The organism is Mycobacterium sp. HUMS_12744610 (assembly GCF_041206865.1).
Taxonomy (GTDB): domain Bacteria; phylum Actinomycetota; class Actinomycetes; order Mycobacteriales; family Mycobacteriaceae; genus Mycobacterium; species Mycobacterium servetii.
Genome location: NZ_JBGEDP010000001.1, coordinates 5437743 through 5464149, shown reverse-complemented (window position 1 = coordinate 5464149; position 26407 = coordinate 5437743). Strand labels below are relative to the sequence as shown.

Here is a 26407-nt window from a genome sequence, read left to right as displayed (position 1 = left end):
CGCGACCAAGCCAGGAGGAGTAGAAAGAACTGGTGGCCGAACTGAAACTGGGATACAAAGCGTCCGCCGAACAATTCGCACCGCGCGAGCTCGTAGAGCTGGCCGTCGCCGCCGAGGACCACGGCATGGACAGCGCCAGCGTCAGCGACCACTTCCAGCCCTGGCGGCACGAGGGCGGGCACGCCCCGTTCTCGCTGGCCTGGATGACCGCGGTGGGCGAACGCACCCGGCGCATCCAGCTGGGCACCTCGGTGCTCACCCCGACCTTCCGCTATAATCCGGCCGTCATCGCGCAGGCGTTCGCCACCATGGCGTGCCTGTACCCCGGCCGCGTCTTCCTCGGCGTGGGCACCGGGGAGGCGCTCAACGAGATCGCGACCGGGTACTCCGGCGAGTGGCCGGAGTTCAAGGAGCGGTTCGCCCGGCTGCGCGAATCGGTGCGGCTGATGCGCGAGCTGTGGCGTGGCGACCGCGTCGACTTCGACGGCGAGTACTACCGGCTCAAGGGCGCCTCCATCTACGACGTGCCCGAGGGTGGTGTGCCGATCTACGTCGCCGCTGGCGGCCCGGCGGTCGCCAAATACGCCGGACGCGCCGGCGACGGCTTCATCTGCACCTCCGGCAAGGGCGAGGAGCTCTACAAGGACAAGCTGATGCCCGCGGTGGCCGACGGCGCGGCGGCGGCCGGGCGCAACCTCGACGACATCGACAAGATGATCGAGATCAAGATCTCCTACGACACCGATCCCGAGCTGGCGCTGGAGAACACCAGGTTCTGGGCGCCGCTGTCGCTGACCGCCGAGCAGAAGCACAGCATCGACGACCCGATCGAGATGGAGAAGGCCGCCGACGCGCTGCCGATCGAGCAGGTCGCCAAGCGCTGGATCGTTGCCTCGGACCCCGACGAGGCCGTCGAGAAGGTCAAGGACTACGTCGGCTGGGGCCTGAACCACCTGGTGTTCCACGCCCCCGGCCACGACCAGCGCCGCTTCCTGGAGCTGTTCGAGAAGGATCTCGCGCCGCGGCTGCGGCGGCTGGGCTGAAGGCGGGTGGATGGCCGCCGGGTCCACGACAGCGATCTACATCGCCGCGCCCGAGCCGGAGACCGGAAAGTCGACGATCGCGCTCGGGCTGCTGCACGGTTTGACCGCGAGCGTCGCCAAAGTCGGCGTCTTCCGGCCGATCACGCGCCGCAACGAACATCGCGACTACATCCTGGAGCTGCTGCTGGGGCACACCACCGCGGGCCTGTCCTACGAGCAGTGCGTCGGCGTCACCTACCAGCGGCTGCACGCCGACAGCGACGCCGCCATCGCGGACATCGTCGACGCCTACCAGGCGATAGCCCAGGCCTGCGACGTGGTGGTCATCGTGGGCAGCGACTACACCGACGTCACCAGACCCGCGGAGCTCTCGGTCAACGCCCGCATCGCGGTCAACCTCGGCGCACCGGTGCTGCTGGCCGTCAGCGGCAGGGGCCGCACCCCCGACGAGGTCGCCCGCGTCGTCGAGGTCTCGCTGGCCGAACTCTCCGCTCAGCGCGCCCACGCCGCCGCAGTGGTGGCCAACCGGTGTGAGCCGATGGAACTCGCCGCGGTGGCCGAGGCGCTGCAGGCCTTCGCCCAGCGCAGCTACGTGTTGCCCGAGGAACCCCTGCTGTCGGCGCCAACCGTGGCCGAACTCGAGCGCGCCGTGGCCGGGACCCCGGTCAGCGGCGAGGAGTCGCTGCGCGAGCGGGAGGTCACCGCCGTGATGGTCGCCGGGATGACTGCCGACCACGTGCTGGAACGGCTGCGCGACGGCATGGCGGTCATCACCCCCGGCGACCGTTCGGACGTGGTGCTCGCCGTCGCCAGCGCGCATGCCGCCCAAGGTTTTCCGTCGTTGTCGTGCCTGGTGCTCAATGGCGGATTCCCGTTGCATCCCGCCATCGCGGCCCTGGTCGCGGGGCTGCGGCTGCGGCTCCCGATCATCGCCACGGCGCTGGGCACCTACGACGCCGCCAGCGCGGCGGCCTCGGCCCGGGGCCGGGTCACCGCAACCGCCCAACGCAAGATCGACACCGCGCTGCAGTTGATGGATCGCTACGTAGATATCCCTGATCTTCTTGCGCAGCTTGCTATTCCGATTCCCACGGTGACCACACCCCAGATGTTCATTCACCGGCTGACGCTGCAGGCGCGTTCGGATCGCAAGCGCATCGTGCTGCCCGAGGGCGACGACGACCGCATCCTCTCCTCGGCCGGGCGGCTGCTGCAGCGCGGTGTCGCCGACCTGACCCTGCTGGGCGACGAGGCCCAGATCCGGCACCGCTGCGCCGAACTGGGTGTGAACCTGGACGAGACGCGGGTCATCGATCCGCGCACCAGCGACCTGCGTCAACGATTCGCCGAGCAGTACGCCGAGTTGCGCAAGGCCAAGGGAATCACGGTGGAGCAGGCGCGCGAGATCATGCGCGACGCCACGTATTTCGGTACCATGATGGTATACAACGATATGGTCGATGGCATGGTTTCCGGCGCTGCGCACACCACGGCGCACACCGTCCGCCCGGCGCTGGAGGTGATCAAGACCGTTCCGGACGTCTCCGTCGTCTCCAGCGTCTTCTTCATGTGCCTGCCCGACCGGGTGCTGGCCTACGGCGACTGCGCGATCGTCCCCAACCCGACGCCCGAACAGCTGGCCGACATCGCGATCAGCTCGGCGCGCACCGCCGCGCGCTTCGGCGTCGAGCCGCGGGTGGCGATGCTGTCGTACTCCACCGGCGATTCGGGCGCTGGGGCGGACGTCGAAAAAGTCAGGGCAGCAACGCAGTTGGTGCGGTCCCGGGAACCCGAGTTGCCCGTCGAGGGGCCGATCCAGTACGACGCCGCGGTGGAACCCTCGGTGGCCGCGACCAAGCTGCGCGATTCGGCGGTGGCCGGCCGGGCGACAGTGCTGATCTTCCCGGACCTCAACACCGGCAACAACACCTACAAGGCGGTGCAGCGCAGCGCGGGGGCGATCGCGATCGGCCCCGTTCTGCAGGGGTTGCGCAAACCGGTCAACGACCTATCCCGGGGCGCGCTGATCGAGGACATTGTGAACACCGTCGCCATCACCGCGATCCAGGCGCAGGGTGCCCATGAGCGGTAACCGCCTCGTGCTGGTGATCAATTCCGGCTCCTCGTCGCTGAAATATCGTCTGCTCGACCCCGACTCGGGAGTGGCCCGCGCGTCGGGCCATGTGCAGCGGATCGGCGAGCCCTCCTCTGCGGTCCCCGACCACGACGCGGCCCTGCGCCGCGCTTTCGACACGCTGGCCTCCGACGGCATCGACCTGCGCGCGTGCGGGCTCTCGGCCGTCGGGCACCGGGTCGTGCACGGCGGCAACACGTTCTACCGACCCACGGTCCTCGACGACGCGGTGATCGCGCAACTGGATGAGCTGTCCCCGCTGGCGCCGCTGCACAACCCGCCCGCGATCCAGGGGATCGAGGTGGCCCGCCGGCTGTTGCCCGACGTCCCACACGTCGCGGTGTTCGACACCGCGTTCTTCCACGAGCTGCCGGCGGCCGCGGCGACCTACGCGATCGACCGCGAGCTGGCGCAGACCTGGGAGATCCGCCGCTACGGGTTCCATGGCACGTCGCACCACTTCGTCAGCGGGCGTGCCGCGCAGTTTCTGGGCCGGCCGGTCGGGGAGCTGAATCAGATTGTGCTGCATCTGGGTAACGGCGCGTCGGCGTCGGCGATCATGGGGGGCCGGCCCGTGGACACCTCGATGGGCCTGACCCCGCTGGAGGGCCTGGTGATGGGCACGCGCAGCGGCGACATCGATCCCGGCGTCTTCAGCTACCTGGCGCGAGCCGCGCAGCTGAGCGTCGAGGAGATCGAGTCGATGCTCAACCACAGGTCGGGGATGCTGGGCCTGGCCGGTGAACGTGACTTCCGCCGGATCGGGGAGATGATCGAATCCGGCGACGGCGCAGCCCGATTGGCCTACGATGTGTTCATCCATCGGTTGCGCAAGTACGTCGGCGCCTACCTGGCGGTGCTCGGGCACACCGACGTGGTCACCTTCACCGCGGGTATCGGCGAGAACGACGCCGCGGTGCGCCGCGACGCGCTGGCCGGTATGCGGGAACTGGGCATCGTGGTCGACGAGCGGCGCAACTCCGCCGCGAGCGACGGCCCGCGACTCGTCTCCGCCGACGACTCGCCGATCGCGGTGCTGGTGATCCCGACCGACGAGGAGCTGGCCATCGCGCACGACTGCCTGAGCGTCCTATAGGAAGCCCAGGGCGGTGCGGCCGGCCCCCACAGCGGGAGTGGGGTCGGTTCCCACGGTGCGCGAAAGCAATTCGAAGTACACGTCGCGAAAGTCGGTGGTGAACTTCAGGTCCCCGTGGTCGAGGTCCGTCAGGCTGGGTTCCGCGCCGTAAAAGCCGCCCCTGACCTGCGCGCCGGCAACGAACACGGGGCCGGCGGTGCCGTGGTCGGTGCCGTGGGAGGCGTTGGCGCGCACCCGGCGGCCGAACTCCGAGTAGGCCAGCACGACCACGTTGCGGTCGGCCATGTCCGAGAGGAAGCCGGTCACCGCCTCGTCGAGTGTCCGCAACAGGCGCTGCTGGGTGCCACGCTCGTCGGCGTGGGTGTCGAAACCGCCCAACTGCACCGTGTACACCCGCGTCGGGACGCGGGCCCGCACGGCGCCGGCCACCGTGTGCAGCTGCTCGGCGAGCGGGTTATGCCCGCGCCCGGCCGGTTTGACCGAAGCGAAGGACTTCTCGGCGGTGTGCGCGGCGCGATAGGCCCGGCACACGGCGGCCATCGCGGGGGTGTCACCGGGATCGTCGGCGCCCAGGGCCTCCATGACGGGGCCGAAGTCGCGCATGCCCGCGGCGTGGCCGGGGGAAAGCGCAGCCGCCGTGCGCTTTTCGCCGACAGCCAGCGGCGGCAGCACGGGGCCGATGTTGACCGCCCGCAGCGGGTCGTCACCGGTCGCGTCGAGCCAGCGGCCGATCCAGCCGGTCGCGACGGGCTCGGCCGGGGACGCGGTCTGCCAGATGTCCATGGACCGGAAGTGGCTGCGGTCGGGGTGCGGGTACCCCACACCGCGGACGATGGCAAGGCGGCGCCGGCGCCACAGCCCGGCCAGGCCCCGCAGAGCGGGGTTGAGCCCGAGTTGCCCGTCGAGGTGCAAGACGTCGCCGGGGTCGTACGCCAGTTCCGGGCGGGCATCGTGATAGGCGTTGTCCGCGTAGGGGATCAGGGTGTTGATGCCGTCGTTGCCGCCGTAGAGCGTGACGATCACCAGCACGCCGGAGTTCTCGGCCAGCGGCCGGTCGACGGCCGCGCGCATCAGGTCGGGCCACTCGACGGCCACCGCCCCCGACAGCAGGCCGGCCGCCCCGGCGCCCGCGCCGGCGATCAGGAACCTGCGGCGATTCATCCGGCTCATGACGTGAGGTACTCGGGGGTGTTGACGGCGGCCGCCACCAGCTGGGGCGGCCTTCGCGCCAGTGTCCGCAGGGCGCCGGCGCTGCGATCCGACCAGGTGCCGACGCCGATCAGGTAGCCGACCGCGTCGATGCGGTCGCCGGGGCCCGCGCTTTCGATGCCGGACAGGTCGCCGGTGTGCGCCATCCGCGCGGCCGCGCGCAGCCGCGCCGAGGCGGTGGCGGTGGACAGCCACGCCTCGCCGCGGGGCCACCCGCCGACGCTGGGCGGGTAGAACGGCCGCTGGCCCAGGGCCCGCAGCGTCGCGTCGGCCGTCTTCAATTCGCGTTCGTCGAGGGGAACGCGCAGGGCGCGCAGCACCCCGACCAGCCACTCGACCGGGGCATTGACCCTGACGGCCCGGCCGCCGGTCACGTCGGGGTCGGTGAGGATCGCCCGTGTCAGCGCACGCAGATCGCGCCGCGGCCCGTAGGCGGCGAGGAGCCGGTCGAGCGTCGGGGGCGTCGGCGGGTCGTCGGAGGCCATCTGCCGCCACAGCCGTCCGGCCACGTACCCGGCCGACTTCGGCTGGGCGAGCACGGCGTCGCAGAACCCGGCCGCGTCGAAGTCGCGGGTGACGCCGAACAACGTCTTGGCGCCCGAATCATGGCGTTTGGGCAGCATCGCGGCCCGGCCACCGGGGCCGATCACCCAGCCCGTCAGCGCCCGGGCGCCGGCGCGGACGTCGTCCTCGGTGTAGCCGTTGCCGTGCCCGAGGGCGAAGAGCTCCATGAACTCGCGGGCGAGGTTCTCGTTGGGGGCCCGGGCGGTGTTGGTCTGCCCGTCCAGCCAGCGCAACATCGCGGCATCGGTCAGCATCGTGAGGGCCAGGGTGCGGAAATCGCCCAGCGACAGGGTGCGCAGCTTCTGATTCTGCGCCGCCATCAGCGCTGCGACCCGCACCTTCTGCGCCGAGGTGGCAAAGTGGTTGTGCCACAAGAGGGTCAACTTCTCGTGCACGGGATGTGCCACGGTGACCATGCGGCGCAGCCACCACTGGGACAGGACGCGCTGTTGTTCGGACAACTGACGGTTGTACTGCTTGTGCGCCGCCCGGGTCGCCCGATTGCCCGGTGGGCGCGGCGCGGTCGGGGACGGCATAGGGGTGGCGAAGGCGCCCGGGTCGGCGTCGGGGTTGCCGGCCAGCATCGCGTCGACGCAGGACGGCCAATCGCCGTTCAGCGCGGCGTCGACCTCCGGACCGGTGACTCCGAAACCGGCCCGGCGCAGCGCGCGGGCCGTGGTGACCCACTGGCTGGACTGCCCCGGCATCACTCAACTGTGCGGCGGCTACCTATGTTTTCGCTGTGGAGAAGCGAAGTCGCGCGAGGCGGCGGAAAGGCCCCGGCCCCTAGAACGTGCTGGTTGGCCGCACGGTGTTGGCCATGTCGACCAGCGTGTAGCGGTGCCGCTGGGTCGGGGCGACGCGGGCCAGGTTGCGCAGCGCGGCCTCGACGCCCAGCCGCAGCCCGTGTTCGGTGAACGGGTAGCCCAGGATGTGGTTGGTGCTGGCCTCGTTGTCGGCCAGCCAGTCCAGCGCTCCGCCGAGCACCAGGGCGCGGATCTGCAGCACCCGCGGTTCGGTGGGGGGCAGCGCCTCGACCCGCCGGGCGGCGTCGCGGATCTCCTCCTCGGTGATCTCGCCCGTCGACCTGCCCGACATCAGGGTGACCGCGCTGGTCAGGCGTGCGGTGGTGAAGTGCCGCGAGGTCGCGGGCACCTCGTCGAGGGTGCGCACCGCGCCCGCTCGGTCGCCCTGGGCCGACAGGGCGCGGGCCCATCCGAACGCCGCCGAGATCACGCCGTCGTTGGTCTTCCACACCGTCTCGTAGAACTTGTGCTCATCGGTGTTGCCGGCGAGTTCGGCGGTCGCCGCCAGGGCCAGCTTGGGCGCCAGCTCGCCGGGAAAGGTGTCGAGCACCTCGGTGAAATGCTCGGTGGCGGCGTCGTAGTCGGCGGTGAGCAGTTCGGCCACGGCCCGGTACCACACCAGCCGCCACTGCCAGCCGACCCGTTCGGCCAGGTCGTCGAGCTTGCGGGTGGCCTTGGCCACGTCGCCGAGGTCAAGCAGCGCGCGGACCTCCATCAGCGGCAACTCGATCGATTCGGACAGTTCGACGTCGTCGGCGCTCAGCGACCCGTGGCGGGCCGCACGCAGCGAGTCCAGCGTCTGGACCGGCTGGGAGAGCACCGTCGCCTGCAGCACCGGGGCGGCGACGTCGGCGGGATTGACCAGCGGCACCGCCATCGCGGTCACGATCTCGCGGGCGGTCAGCCGCTCCGAGTGGACCTGGCCGTCCAGGTAGACGTCGGTGTGGGCGACGAGCAACTCGACCCCGAACGTCGAGCGGTTGGGGGAGAAGATCGTCGACAGCCCGGGCCGCGGCACCCCGCTCTCCCTGGACACCACCTCCCGCAGCACGCCCATCAGCTGCGCGGACATCTCCTCGGCGCTGACGAAGCGGCGCCGCGGGTCGGGGTCGGTGGCGCGGCGCAGCAGCCGGCCGAACGAGTCGTGGGTGGCCAGCACCGGGTCGTCGTTGGGCAGCCCGTCCACGTAGCGGCCGTTGCGGGTGCGCAGGTTCAGGGTGAGCGCCGCCAGCGTGCGCCCGACCGTGTAGATGTCGGTGGCCACCGTGGGGCCGGTCCGCACGATCTCCGGTGCCTGGAAGCCCGGGGTGCCGTAGAGGTAGCCGAACGAGTTGACCCGCGACACCGCCCCCAGGTCGATCAGCTTGAGCTGGTCCTCGGTGAGCATGATGTTCTCGGGCTTCAGGTCGTTGTAGACCAGGCCGATCGAATGCAGGTAGCTCAGCGCGGGCAGGATCTCCAGCAGGTAGGCGATGGCCTCGGCGACGGGCAGCTTGTCGGCCTTCCCGTCCCTGGGGTGCTGCTTGAGGGACTGCCCGCCGATGTACTCCATGACGATGTAGCCGACCGGATCGCCGTGGGAGTCCTTGTGCTCGACGAAGTTGAAGATCTGCACGATCTGCGGGTGCACGACCTCGGCGAGGAACTGCCGTTCGGCCATCGCGATCGCCTGCGCCTCGGCGTCGCCGGAGTGCACCAGGCCTTTGAGTACCACCGGACGGTCGTTGACGTTGTGGTCGAACGCCAGGTACACCCAGCCCAGACCGCCGTGCGCGATGCAGCCCTTGACCTCGTACTGGCCGGCCACGATGTCGCCGGGATTGAGCTGGGGCAGGAAGGAGAACGGGCTGCCGCAGGCCGGGCACCAGCCCTCCGACTCCCCTTTGCCCTCCTCGGTGGAGCGCCCGACCGGCCTGCCGCAGTTCCAGCAGAAGCGCTTGGACTCCGGCACCACCGGATTGGTCATCAGGGCTTCGAGCGGATCGATGTCGCGCCCCCGGGGGATCTCGACGAGGCCACCGCCGAGCCGGCGGACGGGCGGGACGACCCGCGTGGCCGCGGTCCGTTCGTGCGCCTCGGAGCCCAGGCTGCCGAGGGAGATGTGCGGCAGGTCGTCGTCGTCATCGTCGAAGTCGGGGCGGAACAGCGCCTGGGTGGCCTGGACCCGCGCCGACCCCGTGGTGGTGAGCACGTCGGCCCGCTGGGTGCCGGGGCCGGCGTCCTCGACGTCGGGGTCCCCGCGCTCCGGGGAGTCGTCGGGCTTCTTGTCCGATTCGGCCATCAGTCCACGTACCTCGGCGTGGGCGGGGCGGGCGCGGGCCCGAGGACCGTCAACCACTTGCGGTACAACGTGTTCCACGTGCCGTCCCGGCGGATGCGTTCCAGCGTGCCGTTGACGAACCGGACCAGCGGAGTGTTGTTCAGGTTGATCCCGACGCCGTAGGGCTGGGTGGCCATGTTCGGCCCCACGATGTGCAGGTAGGGGTCTTCCTCGACCAGTCCGGCCAGAATCGAGTCGTCGGTGCTGACAGCGTCGATCTGCCGCTGTTGCATCGCCACCAGGCAGTCGGCCCAGTTCACCACCGACACGATAACCGGCGGCGGCACGATCTGCCGGATGCGGTGCAGCGACGTGGTGCCGCGGGCCACGCAGACCCGCTTGCCGGACAGATCGGGCGGCTTGACGATCGGCGAATCCCGCGGCGCGAGGATGCGCTGGTAGGCGTCGAGGTAGACCGTCGAGAAATTGACCAGCTTGCGTCGTTCGCAGGTGATGGTCATCGTCTTTACGACCACGTCGACCTCCGATTTCTGCAGCGCGGTGATGCGCTCCTCCGACGACAGGATCCGGTACTCCACGTGCGAGGGCGCGCCGAAGATGTCCCGGGCGATCTCGCCGGCGATGTCGACGTCGAATCCGGTGATCTCGCCGGTGATCGGGTCGCGGAAGCTGAACAGGTTGCTGCCGATGTCGAGCCCGACGATCAGCCGGCCGCGGGCGCGGATGTCGCTGACCGCCGCGTCGGCCTCGGCCTTGGTGGGGAACGGACGCAGGCTGGCGGTGGCGTCGCAGCCCTGCGTGGCGTCCTCCCGGGGCAGCGGCGGCTCCGGCGGCAGCTGCCGCATGCCGACCGGGGTGGGCGGCGGCAGCGTCAGCATCGAGGTCGACGTCAGCGACTCCGTGTGCCCGCAGGCGGCCAGCAGCAGCGCCAGCACGAACACGGCGAGCAGGGCGGACCCCCGCCGGAGCCGGCGGACCGTTCCCGGGCGGCCCATCAGCGGTATTCTTTCAGCCGCGGCCACAGGCCGAGGGCGACCGCGACGGCGGCCCCGAGGCTGAGCACCACGCCGCCGACCTGGGCACCCGACAGCCCGCTGCGGGCGTTGAGGACGTCGTTGCGCAGGCGGCTGCGGCCCTGATCCATGGCCTTGACCAACTGGTCCTCGAGCTGGTCGAAGGCGGGAGTGGCGTCGTTCTCCCCGCCGCCGAGCGCGACCTGGGTGGCGGCCCGGTAGTTGCCCACCGAGATGTAGGAGTTCATCCGGTCGTTGGCCTGCCGCCAGCGCACCAGCAGCTGATCGGCGCCCTGCAGGTCGGGCTTGTCGACGGCGTCGCTACGGGACATGTACTGCTCGAGCTGCCGGTGCATCGCGTCGATGCGGTGATAGAAGGACTGCTTGCGCAGGTCCTCGTCGCCGCGCCGGATCAGCGACAGCGTCTCGTCGGCGCGCGCCTGTTGCGCGGTGATCTCGACCTTGGTCATGGTCTTGAGCGAGTCGGCGGCCGTGTCCTTGGCGCTGCGGCTGGCGGTCGTGGAGATGGTCAACGCCGTCCCGACCCACACCACCATGACGAGGATAGCCAGCCCACCCACGATCAGCCCCGGGTTGATCCGGCGCCGGGTGCGCCGGGCCAGCCAGCGGTGGGCGAACGCGCCGAAGGCCACCGTGGTGCCGACAACGAGGATCACCGGGGCCGGGATCTGGGTGGAGGCGGTCGTTTCGGCGTCCACCCGGTCCGAGGTCGCCTCGTAGAGCCGCGCCGCGTCCGGCAGGATCGTCGCCTGCATCAGCCCCGACGCCTCGGACAGGTAGGACGACCCCACCGGATTGCCCTCCCGGTTGTTGGTGCGCGCGATCTCGATCAGCCCGGTGTACACGGCCAGCTCGGCGTTGATCCGGCCCAGCAGCTGCACCAGCGGTTCGTCGGTCAGCCCGCTCGACGCCCTGGTCACGGCGACGGTGGCGTCGGTGATGGCCTGCTCGTAGCGCTCGCGGACCGGACGTGGTTCCGCTTCGGCGATGAAGGCGGTGGCCGCCGCGGCGTCGGCCACCGACAGCGTGGTGTAGAGCCGTCCGGCGGCGAACGACAGCGGCTCGGTGTGGTTGAGCACCGTCGTCAGCACCTGCTGGCGGTGGTTGATCGTCGTCGACGTGGCGAAGGCCGTCAGGCCGCCCAGGGTCGCCAGGACGATCCCCAGCGTCAGGATGCGGCCGGGCGTCGTCGAGATGAACCACCAGCGCGGGTGGGCCGGTTCGACCGGCGACCGGGATCCCTGGGGCTCGGTCGTCGGGTGGGCCAGCTCAACCGTCACGTGTGTGCAGACCTCGTCTCTCGGCCTCGGGGATTCACGGCACCAACTTCTATAAGCGAATTCTAAGAGGATGTTCCCGATGATGTGGGAGGCCGATGCAAATGACCCGCGCCTATTCTGAACGCGTGCACGGCGACGGCGACGGGTGGGTGATATCCGAGAACGGCGCTCACTACTGGGGCCGGTACGGCGCGGCCGGTCTGTTGCTGCGGGCCCCGCGGCCCGACGGCACCCCGGCGGTGCTGCTGCAGCACCGGGCGGTGTGGAGCCATCAGGGTGGCACCTGGGGCTTGCCGGGCGGCGCCCGCGACAGCCACGAGAGCCCGGAGCAGACGGCCGTGCGAGAGGCGCACGAAGAAGCCGGCCTGCACGTCGAGCTGCTGGTCGTGCGGGCGACGGTGGTCACCGCCGAGGTGTCGGGGATCGCCGGCACCCGCTGGAGCTACACCACCGTGGTCGCCGACGCCGGGGAGTTGCTGCACACCGAGCCGAACATGGAAAGCACCGAGATGCGCTGGGTCGCCGAGGACGAAGTGGCCGCACTGCCGCTGCACCCCGGTTTCGCCGCCAGCTGGCACCGGCTGCGCACCGAACCGGCGCTGGTCCCGCTGGAGGCCGGCGACGAGCGACGGCACCACCTGCCGCGCACCCTGCGGATCGACGACGAGGCGTTCGTGTGGTGCATGCCCGGCCCCCCGCTTCGGGAGGACCAGGCGCCCTCGCCGCTGAGCCGCCGGATCAGCTCGCTGCTGCAAGCGCCGACTTGAGCCGTTGCGCCGCCGCCCGGGGATCCTGGGCCGCGGTGATCGCGCGCACCACCACGACGCGGCGGGCGCCGGCGGCGAGCACGTCGGGCAGGCGCTGCGCGTCGATGCCGCCGATCGCGAACCACGGCTTGTCGGTGCGCAGCCGGGCGGCGGCGCTTACCAGCCGCAGGCCCGGCGCCGCGCGGCCCGGCTTGGTGGGGGTGGGCCAGCAGGGCCCGACGCAGAAGTAATCGGCCGCGCCGTGGGCGGCGGCGAGCTGGTCGGGGTCGTGGGTGGACAGGCCGATCAGCATGTCCGGCCCGACGAAGTCGCGCGCCACCTCCAGCGGCAGGTCGCCCTGCCCCAGATGCAGCACGTCGGCGCCGGCCGCGCGGGCGATGTCGGCGCGGTCGTTGACCGCGAACAGGGCGCCGTGTCGGAGCGCCGCGTCGGCGAGGATCTCGAGGGCGGCCAGCTCGTCGCGCGCCTCCAGCGGCCCGAACCGCTGCTCCCCGGCCGATCCTTTGTCGCGCAGCTGGATGACGTCGACCCCACCGGCCAGGGCGGCGTCGGCGAACTGGGCCAGGTCGCCGCGCTCGCGGCGGGCGTCGGTGCACAGGTAGAGCCGCGCTGCGGCCAGAGCGGAGACGCGTGTCTGCACACCGCGACGCTAGCGCGCTAGCGTGGAACCCGGGAAATACACAACACGGGAGCCCCGGGTAGCTGCGGGGCTGAGAGTGGGCACAGCCGGGAGGACCGGATCTGCCCTTACCGTCACACCTGATCCGGGTAATGCCGGCGATAGGGAGGCCGAACATGCCGCCAGATTCGCGGTCGCTGGCCGTCATCGGCGGCGGCGTCATCGGGCTTGCGGTGGCACGCGCGGCGGCGCGCGCCGGCTGGTCGGTGCGGGTGCACCGCACCGGGGACCGGGGCGCCTCCTGGGTGGCCGGCGGGATGCTGGCCCCGCACAGCGAGGGCTGGCCCGGCGAGGAGCGGTTGCTGCACCTGGGCCTGGAGTCGCTGCGGCTGTGGCGCGAGGGCGGGTTCCTGGACGGCCTGCCGCCCGAGGTGGTCACCGCGCGCGAGTCGCTGGTGGTCGCCGTCGACCGGGCCGACGTCGCGGACCTGCGCACCGTGGCCGACTGGCTCTCCGCGCAGGGCCATCCCGTGATCTGGGAGTCGGCGGCCCGTGACGTCGAACCCCTGCTGGCGCAGGGCATCCGGCACGGATTCCGGGCGCCCACCGAGCTGGCGGTGGACAACCGGGGCGTGCTCGACGCGCTGGGCGCGGACTGCGAGCGCCTCGGGGTGCGCTGGGCCCCGCCGGTGAGCGAATTGTCCGGAGCCGGCGGCGACGCGGTGGTGATCGCCAACGGCGTGGACGCGCCCGCGCTGTGGCCCGGCCTGCCGGTGCGCCCGGTGAAGGGCGAGGTGCTGCGTCTGCGCTGGAGAAAGGGGTGTATGCCGGTGCCGCAGAGGGTGATTCGGGCCCGTGTGCACGGGCGGCAGGTGTACCTGGTGCCGCGTCACGACGGGGTGGTCGTCGGGGCCACCCAGTACGAACACGGTCACGACACCGCCCCGGTGGTGTCCGGGGTGCGTGACCTGCTCGACGACGCGTGCGCGGTGCTGCCCGCGCTGGGCGAGTACGAGCTGGCCGAGTGCGCCGCGGGCCTGCGCCCGATGACGCCCGACAACCTGCCGCTCGTGGGACGGCTGGACGCGCGCACGCTGGTGGCCGCCGGTCACGGGCGGTCGGGCTTCCTGTTGGCGCCGTGGACCGCCGAACACATCCTCGCCGAGCTCGAGCCGGTCGGGGCGCAGCGATGATCGTCGTGGTCAACGAGGAAGAGGTCGAGGTCGGCGAGCATACGACGGTCGCCGGGCTGCTGGAGTCGCTGGGGTTGCCGGACCGCGGCGTGGCGGTAGCCCTGGACTCGTCGTTGTTGCCGCGTTCGGACTGGGCGACAACGCTTTTCGACGGCGCGCGGATCGAGGTCGTGACGGCGGTGCAGGGTGGCTGACTCGAAACTGACGATCGCCGACCGCAGCTTCGCCTCGCGGCTCATCATGGGCACCGGCGGCGCGGCCAACCTCGCGGTGCTCGAAGAGGCGCTGGTCGCCTCGGGCACCGAGCTGACCACCGTCGCGATCCGCCGTGTCGACGCCGAGGGGCGCACCGGACTGCTGGACCTGCTCAACCGGCTCGGCATCACGCCGCTGCCCAACACCGCGGGCTGCCGCAGCGCGGCCGAGGCCGTGCTCACCGCGCAGCTGGCCCGCGAGGCGCTCGACACCAACTGGGTCAAGCTCGAGGTGATCGCCGACGAACGCACCCTGCTCCCCGACGCGCTCGAATTGGTCCGGGCCGCGGAGCAACTGGTCGACGATGGATTCGTCGTCCTGCCCTACACCAACGACGACCCGGCCCTGGCGCGCCGGCTGGAGGACACCGGGTGCGCGGCGGTGATGCCCCTGGGCTCGCCGATCGGGACGGGCCTGGGCATCGGCAACCCGCACAACATCGAGATGATCGTCGCCCGGGCCGGCGTGCCGGTGGTGCTCGACGCCGGCATCGGCACGGCCAGCGACGCCGCGCTGGCGATGGAACTGGGTTGCGACGCCGTGCTGTTGGCCACGGCCGTGACCCGGGCCGCCGATCCGCCGGCCATGGCCGCCGCGATGGCCGCCGCCGTCACCGCCGGCCACCTGGCCCGGCGCGCGGGTCGGATCCCCAAGCGGTTCTGGGCGCAGGCGTCGTCGCCGGAGCGATGACGGTCGTGGCGATGGAACGTTATGTCGCGCTGGGCAGTTCGATGGCCGCCGGTCCCGGTATCCGGCCCCGCGCCGCGGACGCGCCACGCTGGTCGGGCCGCTCGGCGCGCAACTACCCGCACCTGGTCGCCCAACGCTGCAACCTGAAACTGGTCGACGTCACGTTCTCCGGCGCGACCACCGCGCACGTGCTCGCCGAGCGCCAGCACGGCCGGCCACCCCAGATCGACGCGCTGGACGGGTCGGAAACGTTGGTGACGATCACCGTCGGCGGCAACGACGTCGGCTACGTTCCCCTGCTCATGGCCGCCGCGCTGCCGCGCCCGGTCCGGCGGCTGCCGGTGCTGGGCGGTCGCATCGCGGAGTTGCTGGACCGCGACGCCCGCGAGCGTGCCCTGGAGCAGGTTTTCGACGCGCTGTGCGCCGTCGGTGCCGCCGTGCGGCAGCGTGCCGCGTACGCACGGGTCTGCTTCGTCGACTATTTGACGATCCTGCCACCCGCGGACGTCGCGGCGCCCCCGCTCACCGCGGCGGATGCCGGCCTGGGCCGCCATGTGGCCGCCGCCCTCGAACGGCTCACGGCCGACGCGGCGGCGGCTACCGGCTGCGAACTCGTCGGCGCCGCCGCGGCCAGCCGGGCGCATCACGCGTGGTCGGCCGACCCCTGGACGACCAGGCCCGGGCTACCGCTACGGGGCCGGCCGGCGCCGCTGCACCCCAATGCCGCCGGGATGCGCGCGGTCGCCGAACTCGTTGTCGCCCAAGCGTAGTCAGCCGTTGTTCCGCCACCACTCATAGAGCGCGGGGACGTCGTTGTTGGACGCCCGGATGTAGCTCAACACGTTCTTGGCGTCGACGGTCCAGATGACCTCGGCGGCGTCCTGGAAGGACCCGCACGCCACCTGCCCGGCGTTACTGGTGGCGGAGCTGCCCTGGTGCCACTTCGTCGGGGACTTCTCGTTCCCGCAGTTGGCCAGGGTTTCCTCTTTGATGCTGGTTTTGAACATGTTGCCCAGATCGTTGCCATTGCTGAACAGGATGTACTTCGCCTCGGCGGGCCCGTTGGGATCGCGGCTCTGGCCGCACTGCAGCGAGGCCAGCTGGCCCGGTGCGATGGGTTGGGGGGTGCAGTCTTTCAGTTCGTACCCCTTCGACAGCGTGTTGGACAGCGTGTCGATGTCGGACTGGTTTCCCGTGTTGGGATCGGCGGTGGCGGGGGCGGCGCCCGTGCAGACCAGGCCGAGCGCGAGCACCGTGAGCGCCGCGATCCGCAGTGCATTGCTGGAATGGGACAAACCGAAACTCCTGAACCGGGATCAGTAGGGCTATGCGCCGACTATGCCATACCCCGGCCCTGTTGCCTTCCGTTCGGGATCGTGGCGACCGTCAAGTCCGGTCAGGTCAACGCGCTATGGGCCCAGGGGCGTTACGTCGAGGCGCAGGCCTCCGCCGACAGTGCCAAGAAGTGGGTGATGTGGTCGGTCATCATCGCCTGGTCGTCATCGCGATCAACGTGATCCCGGCTCTGGCGGGCGCCTTCAACGCCTCCGACACCAGCACGGCGATGCTTGCCGCGATGTTCTGAAGCGGGGCTCGCGCTGATAGTGACCCGCCGGGGGCCGGTCGCGGCGGGCCTGGGGGCGTCGCTGGCGGTGGCCGCGGCCGCGGCGGCGGTGTGTGGCGCGGTCTGGGTGGGCGACCCGACGACGCCTAACGGCCCGCTGCCGGTCTGCCCGACCAAGGAGCTGCTGGGAATCGACTGCCCCGGCTTCGGCAGCCTGCGCATGCTGTACTGCCTGCTGCACGGCGATCTGCTCGGCGCCACCCGGTTCAACGCGCTGGACCTGCTGGCGGTGGTGCTGTCGGCGTGGGCGTACCTGGCGTGGACCTACGGTCGGGTGGCGGGTGGTCGGCGGCGGTGACACTGGTCATGGTGAGGGGCTGGTTGGTGGTGCGCAACATGCCGTTCGCGCCGTTGCACGCACTACACGCCTGATCCGGGTCTAACCTGGGGCGCGATGCTGAACAAATCAAAGCCGCCCGCGGCGGTACTGGCAGTCGTCGCCCTGGCCGCGCTGTCGACCGGCTGCTCCCACTGCTCCACCAAATACCAGCAGGCGACCGGCAACGCCGACGCGGTGAAGTTCGCGACCACCCTGCATCGCAAGGTCACCACCGACGCGATGATGGCGCGCCTGTCCAAACTGCAGGACATCGCCAACGCCAACAACGGCACCCGGGCCGTCGGTACGCCCGGGTACGAGGCCAGCGTCGACTATGTCGTCGAGACGTTGCGCCACAGCGGTTTCGACGTCCAGACGCCCGAGTTCTCGGCGCGCGTCTTCCACGCCGAGAAGCCGATGGTGACGGTCGGCGGCGCGACCGTGGAGGCGCACGCGCTGGAGTTCAGCCTGGGCACCCCGGCGGACGGGGTGAGCGGCCCGCTGGTGGTCGTCCCCGCCACCGGAGATGCGTCGGGCTGCAAGCCCGCTGACTACGACCGGTTGCCGGCGCGCGGCGCGGTGGTGCTGGTGGACCGCGGCACGTGCCCCTTCGCGCAGAAGGAGGACGCAGCCGCCCAGGCCGGCGCGGTGGCGATGATCGTCGCTGACAACGTCGACGAACAGCAGATGGGTGGCACGCTCGGGGCCAACACCGACGTCAAGATCCCGGTGGTGAGCGTCACCAAGTCCACCGGCCTGCGACTGCGCGCCCAGCCGGGCCCGACCACGATCAAGCTGGTTGCCTCCAGCCAGAACTTCAAAGCCCGCAACGTGATCGCCCAGACCAAGACGGGCTCGCCCACCGATGTCGTGATGGCGGGCGCGCATCTGGACAGCGTGGCCGCCGGGCCCGGGATCAACGACAACGGATCCGGGGTCGCCGCGGTTCTGGAAACCGCGGTCCAGCTAGGGAATTCGCCGCAGGTGCACAACGCGGTGCGGTTCGGATTCTGGGGTGCCGAGGAACTCGGGCTCATCGGCTCGCGCAACTATGTCGAGTCCCTGGACGTCAAGGGACTCAAAGCCATTGCTCTGTATCTGAATTTCGACATGCTGGCATCGCCCAACCCCGGCTACTTCACCTACGACGGGGACCAGTCGCTGCCGGCGGATTCCCGCGGCCAGCCGGTGGTGCCGGAGGGCTCGGCCGGTATCGAACGCACGCTGGCCGCCTACCTGGACAACGCCGGCAAGACCGCGCAGGACACCGCGTTCGACGGGCGCTCGGACTACGACGGGTTCACGCTGGCCGGCATCCCCGCGGGCGGGCTGTTCTCCGGGGCCGAGAGCAAGAAGTCCGAGGAGCAGGCCAAGCTGTGGGGCGGCACCGCCGGCCAGCCCTTCGACCCCAACTATCACGAGAAGACCGACACCCTCGACCACATCGACCGCAGCGCACTGGGGATCAACGGTGGGGGTGTGGCCTACGCGGTCGGTCTTTACGCCCAGGATGTCAAGGGCCGCAATGGCGTTCCGGTGATGGCGGACCGGACTCGGCACCTGCTGGCCAAGCCCTGAGCCACGATCCGGGTCGGTCTTGCCGCTGACCGGGCGGCCACGCGGAGTCCATCGGGGCGAGCGGTCCGATCGCCGTGTCAGACCCCTCTGGTTTACTCGCTTGTATGTTCGAAGGGCAGGCGGCTCCGGCGGGCTTGGTGGATCGGATCACGGCTGCCGCGCGGACGGAGAACAGGGCGGCCGCGGCGGGTTTGGTGGCCATCGGGGAGTTGTTCGGGTATCGGCTGGCCCAGGGTGAGGAGGCCGAGGACTGGGCGATCGACACGATGGCGGCGGTGGCCGCCGAGGTGGGGGCGGCGTTGCGGATCGGGCAGGGGTTGGCCGCCAGCCGGGTGCACTATGCGCGGGCCATGCGCGAGCGGTTGCCGCAGGTGGGGGCGGTCTTTGCGGCCGGGGATATCGACTTCCGGTTGTTCGCCACCATCGTCTACCGCACCGACTTGATCACCGATCCGGACATTTTGGCTGCCGTGGATGGGCAGTTGGCGGTGGCGGTGGCGCGGTGGCCCTCGATGACGCGGAGCCGGGTGGCCGGGGCCGTCGACAGGATCGTGGCCCGGGTCGACGCCGATGCGGTGCGGCGTCGGCGTGAGGAACGGCCCGGGCGCCGGGTGGAGTTCGACGAGGGGGTGGGCGGGCTCTCACAGTTGCGCGGCTACGTGCTGACCCCGGATGCCCGCGCGCTCGATCAACGGTTGGACAAGCTGGCGGGCACGGTGTGTGCCGGGGACCCGCGCTCGCGGGTTGAGCGGCGCGCGGATGCCCTGGGGGCGTTGGTCGGCGGGGCGGATCGGCTGGGGTGTCGCTGCGGGCGCGACGATTGCCCGGCCGGGGGCGGGGCGGGGGCGCCGCCGGTGGTGGTCCATGTGCTGGCCGAACAATCCACCGTGCACGGCGGTGGGGCGCCGGGGTCGCAGGTGTGCGCCGACGGCTTGATCAGCCCGGACCTGGTGGCCGAACTCGCGGCGACGGCCACACTCGTGCCGCTGGTTCATCCCGGGGACGCCGCCCCCGAGCCGGGCTATGTGCCGTCGAAGGCGTTGGCCGATTTCGTGCGCTGCCGGGACCTGACGTGCCGCTGGCCCGGCTGCGAGCGTCCGTCCTTTGACTGCGAGCTCGACCACACCATCCCGTATGCCCAGGGTGGGCCGACCCACGCGGCAAACCTCAAGTGTTACTGCAAAACTCACCATCTGGTCAAAACTTTCCTAGGCTGGGCCGAAAAGCAGCTGCCCGACGGCACCCTGATCCTGACCGCCCCGTCCGGGCACACCTATGTCACCACCCCGGGCAGCGCGTTGCTGTTCCCGAGTTTGGCGCGCGCGGTCGGGGGCTGCCCGGCCCCCGAAATCGACATCCCACCCCAGGGCTACTGCGGCGACCGCAGCGCGACGATGCCCAGACGCCGGCGCACCCGCCCCCAGGACCGCGCCTATCGCGTGGCGGCCGAACGCCGAAGAAACCGCGAAGCCCGCGCGGCCCGAAAATCCGCCAGCCACATCTACTTCGGACCCGCACCGCCCGCAGCTGACGACGACCCGCCGCCGTTCTGACTCGCATCGCGGCGGACGCCTACCGGCCAGTCGGCTGCGCCGACGCGCGGCCGAGCCCGCCGGCGTCCTACTGCCCGGCCAGCAACACCATCGTGGTGGACCTGCCCGCGCTCGCCTCGATGGCGAAGGTCGAAGGCGTGCGGCAGCACGCGTTGCCGCAGGGCGACGACACCGCGCTGTCGATCGTGATGTCGCGATACGCGCTGGCGGTGCAGCGCGAACGCGACCTGCCGATGCACAGCCCGTGGACGGCGCTGCGGACGGCATGCCTGACCGGCGTGGTGCACCGCAGGATGGCCGAGCCCGTCGACCCGTCCGCGCAGCACCAACTGCTGCTGACCGCCGGCGATCTCGACGAGGCGGTCGCCGGCTTGCTGACCAACCACCTGGTCGCCAGCGACGCCGACGGCGCCGGCGTGCCGGCGGGTTTCATCCCGATCGCCGCGTTCCGGGGCGGCGTGGTCGGCGACATGGACGCGTGTTACTCCCGTTATCCCGGATGAGTGATGGCGAAGCGATTCAGCCGATTTCGCCGAGGCGGGGGATCAATTCGTCCCCGAGGCGGCGGATGAAGCCGACCGGGTCCGGGTTGCCGGGCAGCGGACCCGCGTTGATCATCCCGATGCCGAGCGCGGCGTAGCGTTCGACCGTCCGCAGGTACTCGTCGGGGGCGGCGAACGGATCGGCCGGCACGCCGACCGCCTTGCGGATCTCGGCGGGGTCCCTGCCGACCGCGTCGCAGTGCCGGTGCAAGACGTCGACCTTGTGCTGCAACTCGCCGGGATCGCTGGTCGTGCTGTTCCAGACGTCGGCGTACTGCGCGACCAGGCGCAGCGTCTTGCGCTCGCCGTCGCCGCCGATCAGCACGGGGGGCCGCCGCACCGGTTGCGGTACACAGATCGTCTCCGCCAGCCGGTAATGCTTGCCGTCGTAGGGCCCGTTGTCGTCGCTCCACATCTGGGCGCAGATCTGCAACGTCTCCTCCAGCATCTCGAAGCGCGCGCTCAGCGGCGGATACGGGATGCCCAGGGCGATGTGTTCGCGGTCGTACCACGCCGCGCCCAGGCCCAGCAGCGAGCGGCCACCGGAGAGCACGTCCAGGGTGGTCACCGCCTTGGCCAGCAGGCCGGGATAGCGGTAGGTGACACCGGTGACCAGCAGCCCCAACTCGATCGTCGAGGTACGGCCGGCCAGAAAGCCCAGGGAGGTGTACCCCTCCAGGAACGGGTCGTCGGCGCGTCCGACGTTCTCCATCTGGAACAGATGATCGGCCAGGGTGAACAACGTCGCGCCGCCGTACTCGGCGGCCGTGGCCGCGTCGGCCAGCGTGGGCCCCAGGGCCGCGGGGTCGCCGGGGAGAAAGTCGATGAAATGCACTCCCAATTCCATTGCTGCTAAAACCCTTTCATCACTCGGTCAAGCGCTCCAGCAGCGACAACGCGTCGAGGATGACGCGGCGTTCGCGTTCGGTGTAGCGCTCCTGCATGGTGCGCGCCAGCCATTCCTCCCGGGCCTGGCGGTCGCTGGCGGCACGCTCACGGCCCGCCTCGGTCAGCGAGATGACCTGGCGCCGACCGTCTTCGGGATCCGGGGACCGCTCGATGAGCCCGCGCCGGCCGAGGGCGGCGACGATGGCGGCCATCGACTGGGGCCGGATCCGCTCGGCACCGGCCAACACCCCGGCCGAGGAAGGGCCCTCTTTCCAGAGCCGGATGAGCACCGCCGTCTGGGACGGCGTCAGGTCGCCGTCGACCGCGACCTCGCGCAGCCTGCGCCGCAGCCGGCCGATCACCACGCGCAGGTCGCGCGCGGCCGCCGCCGCGGAATCGCCGGTACCGTCCATGCCGCCAAGGCTAATTTAGTCAGTCAAAACTGTCCAGTCTTGACTGACTAAATCGGCGAGCGGGCGTCGCTACGTCATGCAGACGTCGGAGAACAGCAGCACCGGCCAGGACACGATCGAGCCGAGGAACGACACGACGAGGTCGGCGCCCTGCATGCCGCGCAGGTGGTCGGTGTGCGTCGCCGACCAGATCGCCCCGACGATCAGGTACGGGGCCCCCAGGATCACCGCCAGTCCCAGCCACTCGGCGACGCTCATCTCGTAGGCCAGTAGCCGCCGCAGCCTGGTGATCAACCCTTTCTCCTCGGCCCCAGCATGATGACCTCGGTCAGGCGGCGCGCCGCCGAGCGCGCGAAGCCGACGCTGTCGCGCCTGACCAGCCGGCCCAGGTCCACGGTGACGGCGTAGGCGGCGTGCACGGCGTACCGTGCCCGCCCCGCGCTCAGTTCCGGGCGCACCGCCGTGGCCAGGCGCGCCCAGGCGTCGACGGTGGACTGCTGAATCGTGTCCAGCATCAGCAACTCCGAGGTGGGCAGGTGGTGGCGCTCGGTGTAGTAGACGTAGGCGACCTCGGGGCGCGCCAACGATCGCGTGACGTAGGAGTCGATCAACTCGGCCAGCGCCCGCCGCGGGTCGGCGATGCGGCCGAGCACCCTGACCACGTCCCCGGAAAGCCGGTCCGCCGCGCGGCGATACGCCGCGGCCAGGATGTCGGCCTTGCCGGGGAAGTGGCGGTACAGCCCCGAGGGCTGCATGCCGACCGCGGCCGCGATGTCGTCCATGCTGGTGTCGCGGAAGCCGCGCTCGTAGAACAGCAGCATCGACCGGTACAGTCGGGTTCCTGGCGCCGGTGTTCCGCGACGCGCTCGGCGTCTCATGGAGCGACGCGCAACAGCGCCGCTTCGAGCGGTTGTTCCTGCTCGTCGCGTCGGTGAACCGCTTCCTGCCGCCGTTCGTGCGGCAGGGCGGCAGCCATGTCCTACTGGCCGACGTGCGGCGCCGGGTGCGGGCCGGCCGGCCGCTGCTGTAGGAGGGGCGGGCATGCGGTCGTCGGGCGCCCACGGAATCCGGCGGGCGCTGGCTCGCCCGGTCAGCGTGGCCGCCGCGCTCGAGCTGGCCACGTGGCTCGCCCTGCCCTACCTCGCGACCGGGGCCGCCTGGGCCTTCGTTCATCCCGACCGCCTCCGCGAACTCGAAACCGCTTGGGAAAAAGCCGTTCCCGCCGGCGCGCAGATCGCCGCGTTCGGCGAGGCGGCGGCCCTGTGGCCGGCGCTGCTGCTGTTGCCCACCGACTGTTCGGCGCGCTAGCCGCTCAGGCCAGTAGCCGCAGGGCGGCGTCGACCGCGAGCGCGGGCACGTCGAGCGTCTTCGACCGCAGGTCGTGCCGCGCGCCGGCGATCTCGACGACCTCGGTCGGCGCGGCGATCAGCGCCGCCGCGGCGCGCAGTTCGGCGATGGTGCCGAACGGGTCCGACGCCCCGTGGGTGAACACGGTGGGCGCGGTGATCTGCGGCAGATGTTCGGTGCGGGCGCGTTCGGGCTTGCCCGGCGGGTGCACCGGGTAGGAGAACAGCGTCAGCAGGTCGACGTCGACGGGCGACGCCTCGCCCGCGGCCACCACCATCGACGTCTGCCGGCCGCCGTAGGAGTGCCCGCCGGCGATCAGGGGACCCCCGGCCAGGCCGCGGCACAACGCGATCGCCTCGACGATCCCGGCGCGGTCGGTGGCCGCCGAACCGGACGGCGGTCCGGTGGGCCGGCGCCGGCGGTAGGGCAGGTCGTAGCGCACCGCCAGCCAGCCGCGCCGCGCCCACTCGTCGCAAACCTGTTGCAGCAGAACAGATTCCCGGTTCCCGCCGGCTCCGTGGGTGAGCACGACGACGCCGCGCGCGGCCCCGGCCGGTTCGTGCGCTGTGCCCGCGATCGGATCGAGGTTCATGACAGCCGGAACAAGGGGGAGACCGGGCCGTGTCCGCGGCCCAGCGGATAGGCGGCGCGCAGGCATTCGGTGACCCACCGCTTGCCGAAGGCGACCGCCTCCGGCACGGCGAAACCGTGCGCCAGCGCGCACGCGATCGCGGCCGCCAGCGTGTCGCCGCCGCCGTGGTCGTTTCCGGTGGGCACCCGCGCGGCGTCGAACGCGTGGAATTCCCCGCCGTCATAGAGCAGATCGCGGCTGTGGCCCGACGACCGCAGGTGCCCGCCCTTGACCAGCACCCATCGCGGGCCCAGCGCATGCAGCGCCGTGGCCGCCGCCCGCTGCGACTGCTCGTCCACCACGTCCACGCCCACCAGCAGCCGCACCTCGTCGAGGTTCGGGGTCACCAACGCCGCGAGCGGGAACAGTTGCTCGCGAAGGCATTCCAGCGCGGACGGCGCCAGGAGCGGGTCCCCGTGCATGGAGGCGCACACCGGGTCGACGACGAGCGGGACCGCCGGCTGCAGCCGACGCCACGTGGCGGCCACCGTGCCGACGATGTCCGCCGAGGCCAGCATCCCGGTCTTGGCGGCCTGGATTCCGATGTCAGTGACCACGGCCTCCATCTGGCCGGCGACGACGTCGCCGGGAACCGCGTGAAAGCCTTTGACCCCCAATGTGTTCTGCACGGTGACTGCGGTGACCGCGACGCAGGCGTGGACGCCGAGCAGTGCGATGGTGCGCAGGTCGGCCTGAATCCCCGCGCCGCCCCCGGAGTCCGATCCGGCGATGGTCAGCACGCGGCGCGGAGTCGTCCCCGGCGCCGGCACAGGCAGGTAATTCACTGCGTGATCGGCAGATACACCCGCTTGCCGTGCTCGGCGAACTCGCGGGACTTCTCGGCCATGCCGTTGGCCAGCATGGCCTCGATATCCTCCTCGGTCTCCAGCCCGTGCTCGGCGGCGAAGTCCCGGACGTCCTGGGTGATGCGCATCGAGCAGAACTTCGGGCCGCACATCGAGCAGAAGTGCGCGGTCTTGGCCGGTTCGGCCGGCAGCGTCTCGTCGTGGTACTCGCGTGCGGTGTCGGGGTCCAGCGACAGCGCGAACTGGTCGTTCCAGCGGAACTCGAAGCGCGCCTTGCTCAACGCGTCGTCGCGCTCCTGGGCGCGCGGATGGCCCTTGGCCAGGTCGGCCGAGTGCGCGGCGATCTTGTAGGCGATCACGCCGTCCTTGACGTCCTTGCGGTCCGGCAGGCCCAGGTGCTCCTTGGGGGTCACGTAGCACAGCATCGCGGTGCCGGCCTGGGCGATGATCGCCGCGCCGATCGCCGAGGTGATGTGGTCGTAGGCCGGGGCGATGTCGGTGGCCAGCGGGCCCAGCGTGTAGAACGGGGCCTCCTCGCACAGCTCCTCTTCCAGGCGCACGTTCTCGACGATCTTGTGCATGGGAACGTGGCCGGGGCCCTCGATCATCACCTGCGCGCCATGGGATTTCGCGATCTTGGTGAGCTCGCCCAGGGTGCGCAGCTCGGCGAACTGCGCGGCGTCGTTGGCGTCGGCGATCGAGCCGGGCCGCAGCCCGTCGCCCAGGGAGAAGGTGACGTCGTAGCGCGCGAAGATGTCGCAGAGTTCCTCGAAGTTGGTGTAGAGGAACGACTCTTGGTGATGGGCCAGACACCAGGCCGCCATGATGGACCCGCCGCGCGAGACGATGCCGGTGACCCGCTTCGCGGTCAGCGGTACGTAGCGCAGCAGCACACCGGCGTGCACGGTCATGTAGTCCACGCCCTGCTCGCACTGCTCGAGCACGGTGTCGCGGTAGATCTCCCACGTCAGCTCGGTGGGGTCGCCGTTGACCTTCTCCAGCGCCTGGTAGATCGGCACCGTGCCGACCGGCACCGGGGAGTTGCGCATGATCCACTCGCGGGTCTCGTGGATGTTCTTGCCGGTGGACAGGTCCATGATGGTGTCCGCACCCCAGCGGGTGGCCCACACCATCTTGTCGACCTCCTCGGCGATCGAGCTCGTCACCGCCGAGTTGCCGATGTTCGCGTTCACCTTCACCGCGAACGCCTTGCCGATGACCATCGGCTCGCTCTCGGGATGGTTGTGGTTGGCCGGGATCACCGCCCGCCCGCGCGCGACCTCGTCGCGCACCAGTTCGGCGGGCACACCCTCGCGGGCGGCGATGAACGCCATCTCCGCGGTGATCTCACCGGCGCGGGCCCGCTGCAGCTGGGTGCCGCGGTCGCGGACCACGCCGGGCCGCGCGGGCAGGCCGGCCGCCAGGTCGATCACCGCCTCCGGATCGGTGTAGGGCCCGGAGGTGTCGTAGAGGTCGAAGTGGTCGCCGGTGGACAGGTTGACCCGCCGGAACGGAACTCGCAGAGCGGCCCCGCCGTCGGGGCCCGCCACGTCGAGATAGGCCTTGTCGCTGCCGGCGATGGGCCCGGTGGTCACGGACGGTTCGATGGTTGTGGTCATCCTGTCATCTCCCTACGCCGGCATTACCCGGTCAGGTTCGTACGGTCGACGGCCCCGAGCCGTCCTCTCAGCGCACTGGCCATGCGCTCCCGCGGTGTGTCCTGTTGATCGACCTC

At 71.0% G+C, this 26407-nt stretch carries 26 protein-coding genes, 3 pseudogenes and 1 riboswitch; of the genes and pseudogenes, 15 read left to right on the top strand and 14 right to left on the bottom strand.

What is annotated here, in order from left to right; translation table 11 throughout:
• Nucleotides 1–32 precede the first annotated feature (32 nt).
• Genes fgd through AB8998_RS26560 form a run of 3 tightly spaced genes read left to right on the top strand, consistent with a single transcriptional unit; the run spans nucleotide 33 to nucleotide 4273 of the window.
• Complete coding sequence (gene fgd, locus AB8998_RS26570; protein WP_369740909.1) at nucleotides 33–1043, top strand: glucose-6-phosphate dehydrogenase (coenzyme-F420); 1011 nt, start codon at nucleotides 33–35, stop codon at nucleotides 1041–1043.
• Nucleotides 1044–1053: 10 nt separating this feature from the next.
• Entirely contained in the window at nucleotides 1054–3135 is a 2082-nt protein-coding gene (gene pta, locus AB8998_RS26565; protein WP_369740908.1) for a phosphate acetyltransferase, read from the top strand.
• Entirely contained in the window at nucleotides 3125–4273 is a 1149-nt protein-coding gene (locus tag AB8998_RS26560) for an acetate kinase (protein WP_369740907.1), read from the top strand. The genes pta and AB8998_RS26560 overlap by 11 nt, the downstream gene beginning before the upstream one ends.
• Here AB8998_RS26560 and AB8998_RS26555 read toward each other — a convergent pair.
• The 5 genes from AB8998_RS26555 to glnX all read right to left on the bottom strand — a co-directional run bounded on the left by AB8998_RS26555 (nucleotide 4268) and on the right by glnX (nucleotide 11447).
• Complete coding sequence (locus AB8998_RS26555; protein ID WP_369740906.1) at nucleotides 4268–5443, bottom strand: DUF1501 domain-containing protein; 1176 nt, start codon at nucleotides 5441–5443, stop codon at nucleotides 4268–4270. The two genes, AB8998_RS26560 and AB8998_RS26555, sit on opposite strands and share 6 nt — an antisense overlap.
• Complete coding sequence (locus AB8998_RS26550; protein ID WP_369740905.1) at nucleotides 5440–6753, bottom strand: DUF1800 domain-containing protein; 1314 nt, start codon at nucleotides 6751–6753, stop codon at nucleotides 5440–5442. The genes AB8998_RS26555 and AB8998_RS26550 overlap by 4 nt, the downstream gene beginning before the upstream one ends.
• Nucleotides 6754–6832: 79 nt before the next feature.
• Complete coding sequence (locus tag AB8998_RS26545) at nucleotides 6833–9133, bottom strand: serine/threonine-protein kinase PknG (protein ID WP_369740904.1); 2301 nt, start codon at nucleotides 9131–9133, stop codon at nucleotides 6833–6835.
• The gene (locus AB8998_RS26540) at nucleotides 9133–10128 is read right to left on the bottom strand and encodes a glutamate ABC transporter substrate-binding protein (RefSeq protein WP_369740903.1); all 996 of its coding nucleotides are present in this window, start codon (nucleotides 10126–10128) and stop codon (nucleotides 9133–9135) included. The genes AB8998_RS26545 and AB8998_RS26540 overlap by 1 nt, the downstream gene beginning before the upstream one ends.
• Nucleotides 10128–11447, bottom strand: coding sequence for a protein kinase G-activating protein GlnX (gene glnX / locus AB8998_RS26535; protein ID WP_369740902.1), 1320 nt, complete (start codon nucleotides 11445–11447; stop codon nucleotides 10128–10130). Before glnX ends, AB8998_RS26540 begins: the two co-directional genes overlap by 1 nt.
• Nucleotides 11448–11572: 125 nt before the next feature.
• Here glnX and AB8998_RS26530 point away from each other — a divergent pair, with 125 nt between their 5' ends.
• Nucleotides 11573–12214, top strand: coding sequence for an NUDIX hydrolase (locus AB8998_RS26530; RefSeq protein ID WP_369740901.1), 642 nt, complete (start codon nucleotides 11573–11575; stop codon nucleotides 12212–12214).
• Here AB8998_RS26530 and thiE read toward each other — a convergent pair.
• Nucleotides 12186–12854 (bottom strand): thiamine phosphate synthase, encoded by a 669-nt coding sequence (thiE, locus tag AB8998_RS26525; RefSeq protein ID WP_369740900.1) that lies wholly within the window; start codon nucleotides 12852–12854, stop codon nucleotides 12186–12188. The genes AB8998_RS26530 and thiE overlap by 29 nt on opposite strands.
• Nucleotides 12855–13009: 155 nt before the next feature.
• Here thiE and thiO point away from each other — a divergent pair, with 155 nt between their 5' ends.
• From thiO to AB8998_RS26505, 4 genes are read left to right on the top strand one after another with little or no spacing between them, the layout of a single operon-like run.
• Nucleotides 13010–14026 carry a glycine oxidase ThiO gene (thiO, locus tag AB8998_RS26520; RefSeq protein WP_369740899.1) on the top strand — a complete coding sequence of 339 codons (1017 nt, stop codon included), beginning with the start codon at nucleotides 13010–13012 and terminating at the stop codon, nucleotides 14024–14026.
• Nucleotides 14023–14220 (top strand): sulfur carrier protein ThiS, encoded by a 198-nt coding sequence (thiS, locus tag AB8998_RS26515; RefSeq protein ID WP_369740898.1) that lies wholly within the window; start codon nucleotides 14023–14025, stop codon nucleotides 14218–14220. Before thiO ends, thiS begins: the two co-directional genes overlap by 4 nt.
• Nucleotides 14213–14971 (top strand): thiazole synthase, encoded by a 759-nt coding sequence (gene thiG, locus AB8998_RS26510; RefSeq protein WP_369740897.1) that lies wholly within the window; start codon nucleotides 14213–14215, stop codon nucleotides 14969–14971. The genes thiS and thiG overlap by 8 nt, the downstream gene beginning before the upstream one ends.
• An 11-nt stretch (nucleotides 14972–14982) precedes the next feature.
• A complete protein-coding gene (locus AB8998_RS26505; RefSeq protein WP_369741785.1) occupies nucleotides 14983–15741 on the top strand; it encodes an SGNH/GDSL hydrolase family protein in 759 nt (252 codons plus the stop codon).
• Here the strand turns inward: AB8998_RS26505 and AB8998_RS26500 are convergent, their stop codons facing one another.
• Entirely contained in the window at nucleotides 15742–16266 is a 525-nt protein-coding gene (locus AB8998_RS26500) for a serine/threonine protein kinase (RefSeq protein ID WP_369740896.1), read from the bottom strand.
• On the opposite strand from AB8998_RS26500, the gene AB8998_RS26495 reads away from it, so the two are divergent.
• The 5 genes and pseudogenes from AB8998_RS26495 to AB8998_RS26475 all read left to right on the top strand — a co-directional run.
• A complete protein-coding gene (locus AB8998_RS26495) occupies nucleotides 16258–16488 on the top strand; it encodes a CD225/dispanin family protein (RefSeq protein WP_369740895.1) in 231 nt (76 codons plus the stop codon). The genes AB8998_RS26500 and AB8998_RS26495 overlap by 9 nt on opposite strands.
• Before the next feature lie 84 nt (nucleotides 16489–16572).
• Nucleotides 16573–16967: pseudogene (locus AB8998_RS26490) on the top strand (DUF2752 domain-containing protein).
• Between the two features lie 22 nt (nucleotides 16968–16989).
• Nucleotides 16990–18492 carry a M28 family metallopeptidase gene (locus AB8998_RS26485; RefSeq protein WP_369740894.1) on the top strand — a complete coding sequence of 501 codons (1503 nt, stop codon included), beginning with the start codon at nucleotides 16990–16992 and terminating at the stop codon, nucleotides 18490–18492.
• Nucleotides 18493–18596: 104 nt separating this feature from the next.
• Nucleotides 18597–20045, top strand: a complete 1449-nt coding sequence (locus AB8998_RS26480) for an HNH endonuclease signature motif containing protein (RefSeq protein ID WP_369740893.1) — start codon at nucleotides 18597–18599, stop codon at nucleotides 20043–20045.
• A gap of 17 nt (nucleotides 20046–20062) precedes the next feature.
• Nucleotides 20063–20548 (top strand): annotated as a pseudogene (locus tag AB8998_RS26475) (peptidase); the annotation flags it as partial.
• Between the two features lie 16 nt (nucleotides 20549–20564).
• On the opposite strand, the gene AB8998_RS26470 reads toward AB8998_RS26475, so the two are convergent.
• From AB8998_RS26470 to AB8998_RS26455, 4 genes are all read right to left on the bottom strand, one after another.
• Complete coding sequence (locus AB8998_RS26470; RefSeq protein WP_369740892.1) at nucleotides 20565–21434, bottom strand: LLM class F420-dependent oxidoreductase; 870 nt, start codon at nucleotides 21432–21434, stop codon at nucleotides 20565–20567.
• Nucleotides 21435–21453: 19 nt separating this feature from the next.
• Nucleotides 21454–21888: a MarR family winged helix-turn-helix transcriptional regulator gene (locus AB8998_RS26465; protein ID WP_369740891.1), complete on the bottom strand. Its 435-nt coding sequence runs from the start codon at nucleotides 21886–21888 to the stop codon at nucleotides 21454–21456.
• Nucleotides 21889–21957: 69 nt separating this feature from the next.
• Nucleotides 21958–22146: a hypothetical protein gene (locus AB8998_RS26460; RefSeq protein ID WP_369741784.1), complete on the bottom strand. Its 189-nt coding sequence runs from the start codon at nucleotides 22144–22146 to the stop codon at nucleotides 21958–21960.
• A 32-nt stretch (nucleotides 22147–22178) separates the two neighbouring features.
• Nucleotides 22179–22709 (bottom strand): TetR/AcrR family transcriptional regulator, encoded by a 531-nt coding sequence (locus AB8998_RS26455; RefSeq protein ID WP_369740890.1) that lies wholly within the window; start codon nucleotides 22707–22709, stop codon nucleotides 22179–22181.
• Between the two features lie 8 nt (nucleotides 22710–22717).
• Here AB8998_RS26455 and AB8998_RS26450 point away from each other — a divergent pair.
• Nucleotides 22718–22918, top strand: a pseudogene (locus tag AB8998_RS26450) (oxygenase MpaB family protein); the annotation flags it as partial.
• Between the two features lie 11 nt (nucleotides 22919–22929).
• On the top strand, nucleotides 22930–23196 hold the full coding sequence (locus AB8998_RS26445) for a hypothetical protein (protein WP_369740889.1): 267 nt from the start codon (nucleotides 22930–22932) through the stop codon (nucleotides 23194–23196).
• Nucleotides 23197–23200: 4 nt separating this feature from the next.
• On the opposite strand, the gene AB8998_RS26440 is transcribed toward AB8998_RS26445, so the two are convergent.
• From AB8998_RS26440 to thiC, 3 genes are all read right to left on the bottom strand, one after another.
• Entirely contained in the window at nucleotides 23201–23827 is a 627-nt protein-coding gene (locus AB8998_RS26440) for an alpha/beta hydrolase family protein (protein ID WP_369740888.1), read from the bottom strand.
• A complete protein-coding gene (thiD, locus tag AB8998_RS26435; protein WP_369740887.1) occupies nucleotides 23824–24651 on the bottom strand; it encodes a bifunctional hydroxymethylpyrimidine kinase/phosphomethylpyrimidine kinase in 828 nt (275 codons plus the stop codon). The genes AB8998_RS26440 and thiD overlap by 4 nt, the downstream gene beginning before the upstream one ends.
• Nucleotides 24648–26291, bottom strand: a complete 1644-nt coding sequence (thiC, locus tag AB8998_RS26430) for a phosphomethylpyrimidine synthase ThiC (protein WP_369740886.1) — start codon at nucleotides 26289–26291, stop codon at nucleotides 24648–24650. Before thiC ends, thiD begins: the two co-directional genes overlap by 4 nt.
• Nucleotides 26284–26394: riboswitch (TPP riboswitch) on the bottom strand. It overlaps the preceding gene by 8 nt.
• Between the last annotated feature and the right edge of the window lie 13 nt (nucleotides 26395–26407).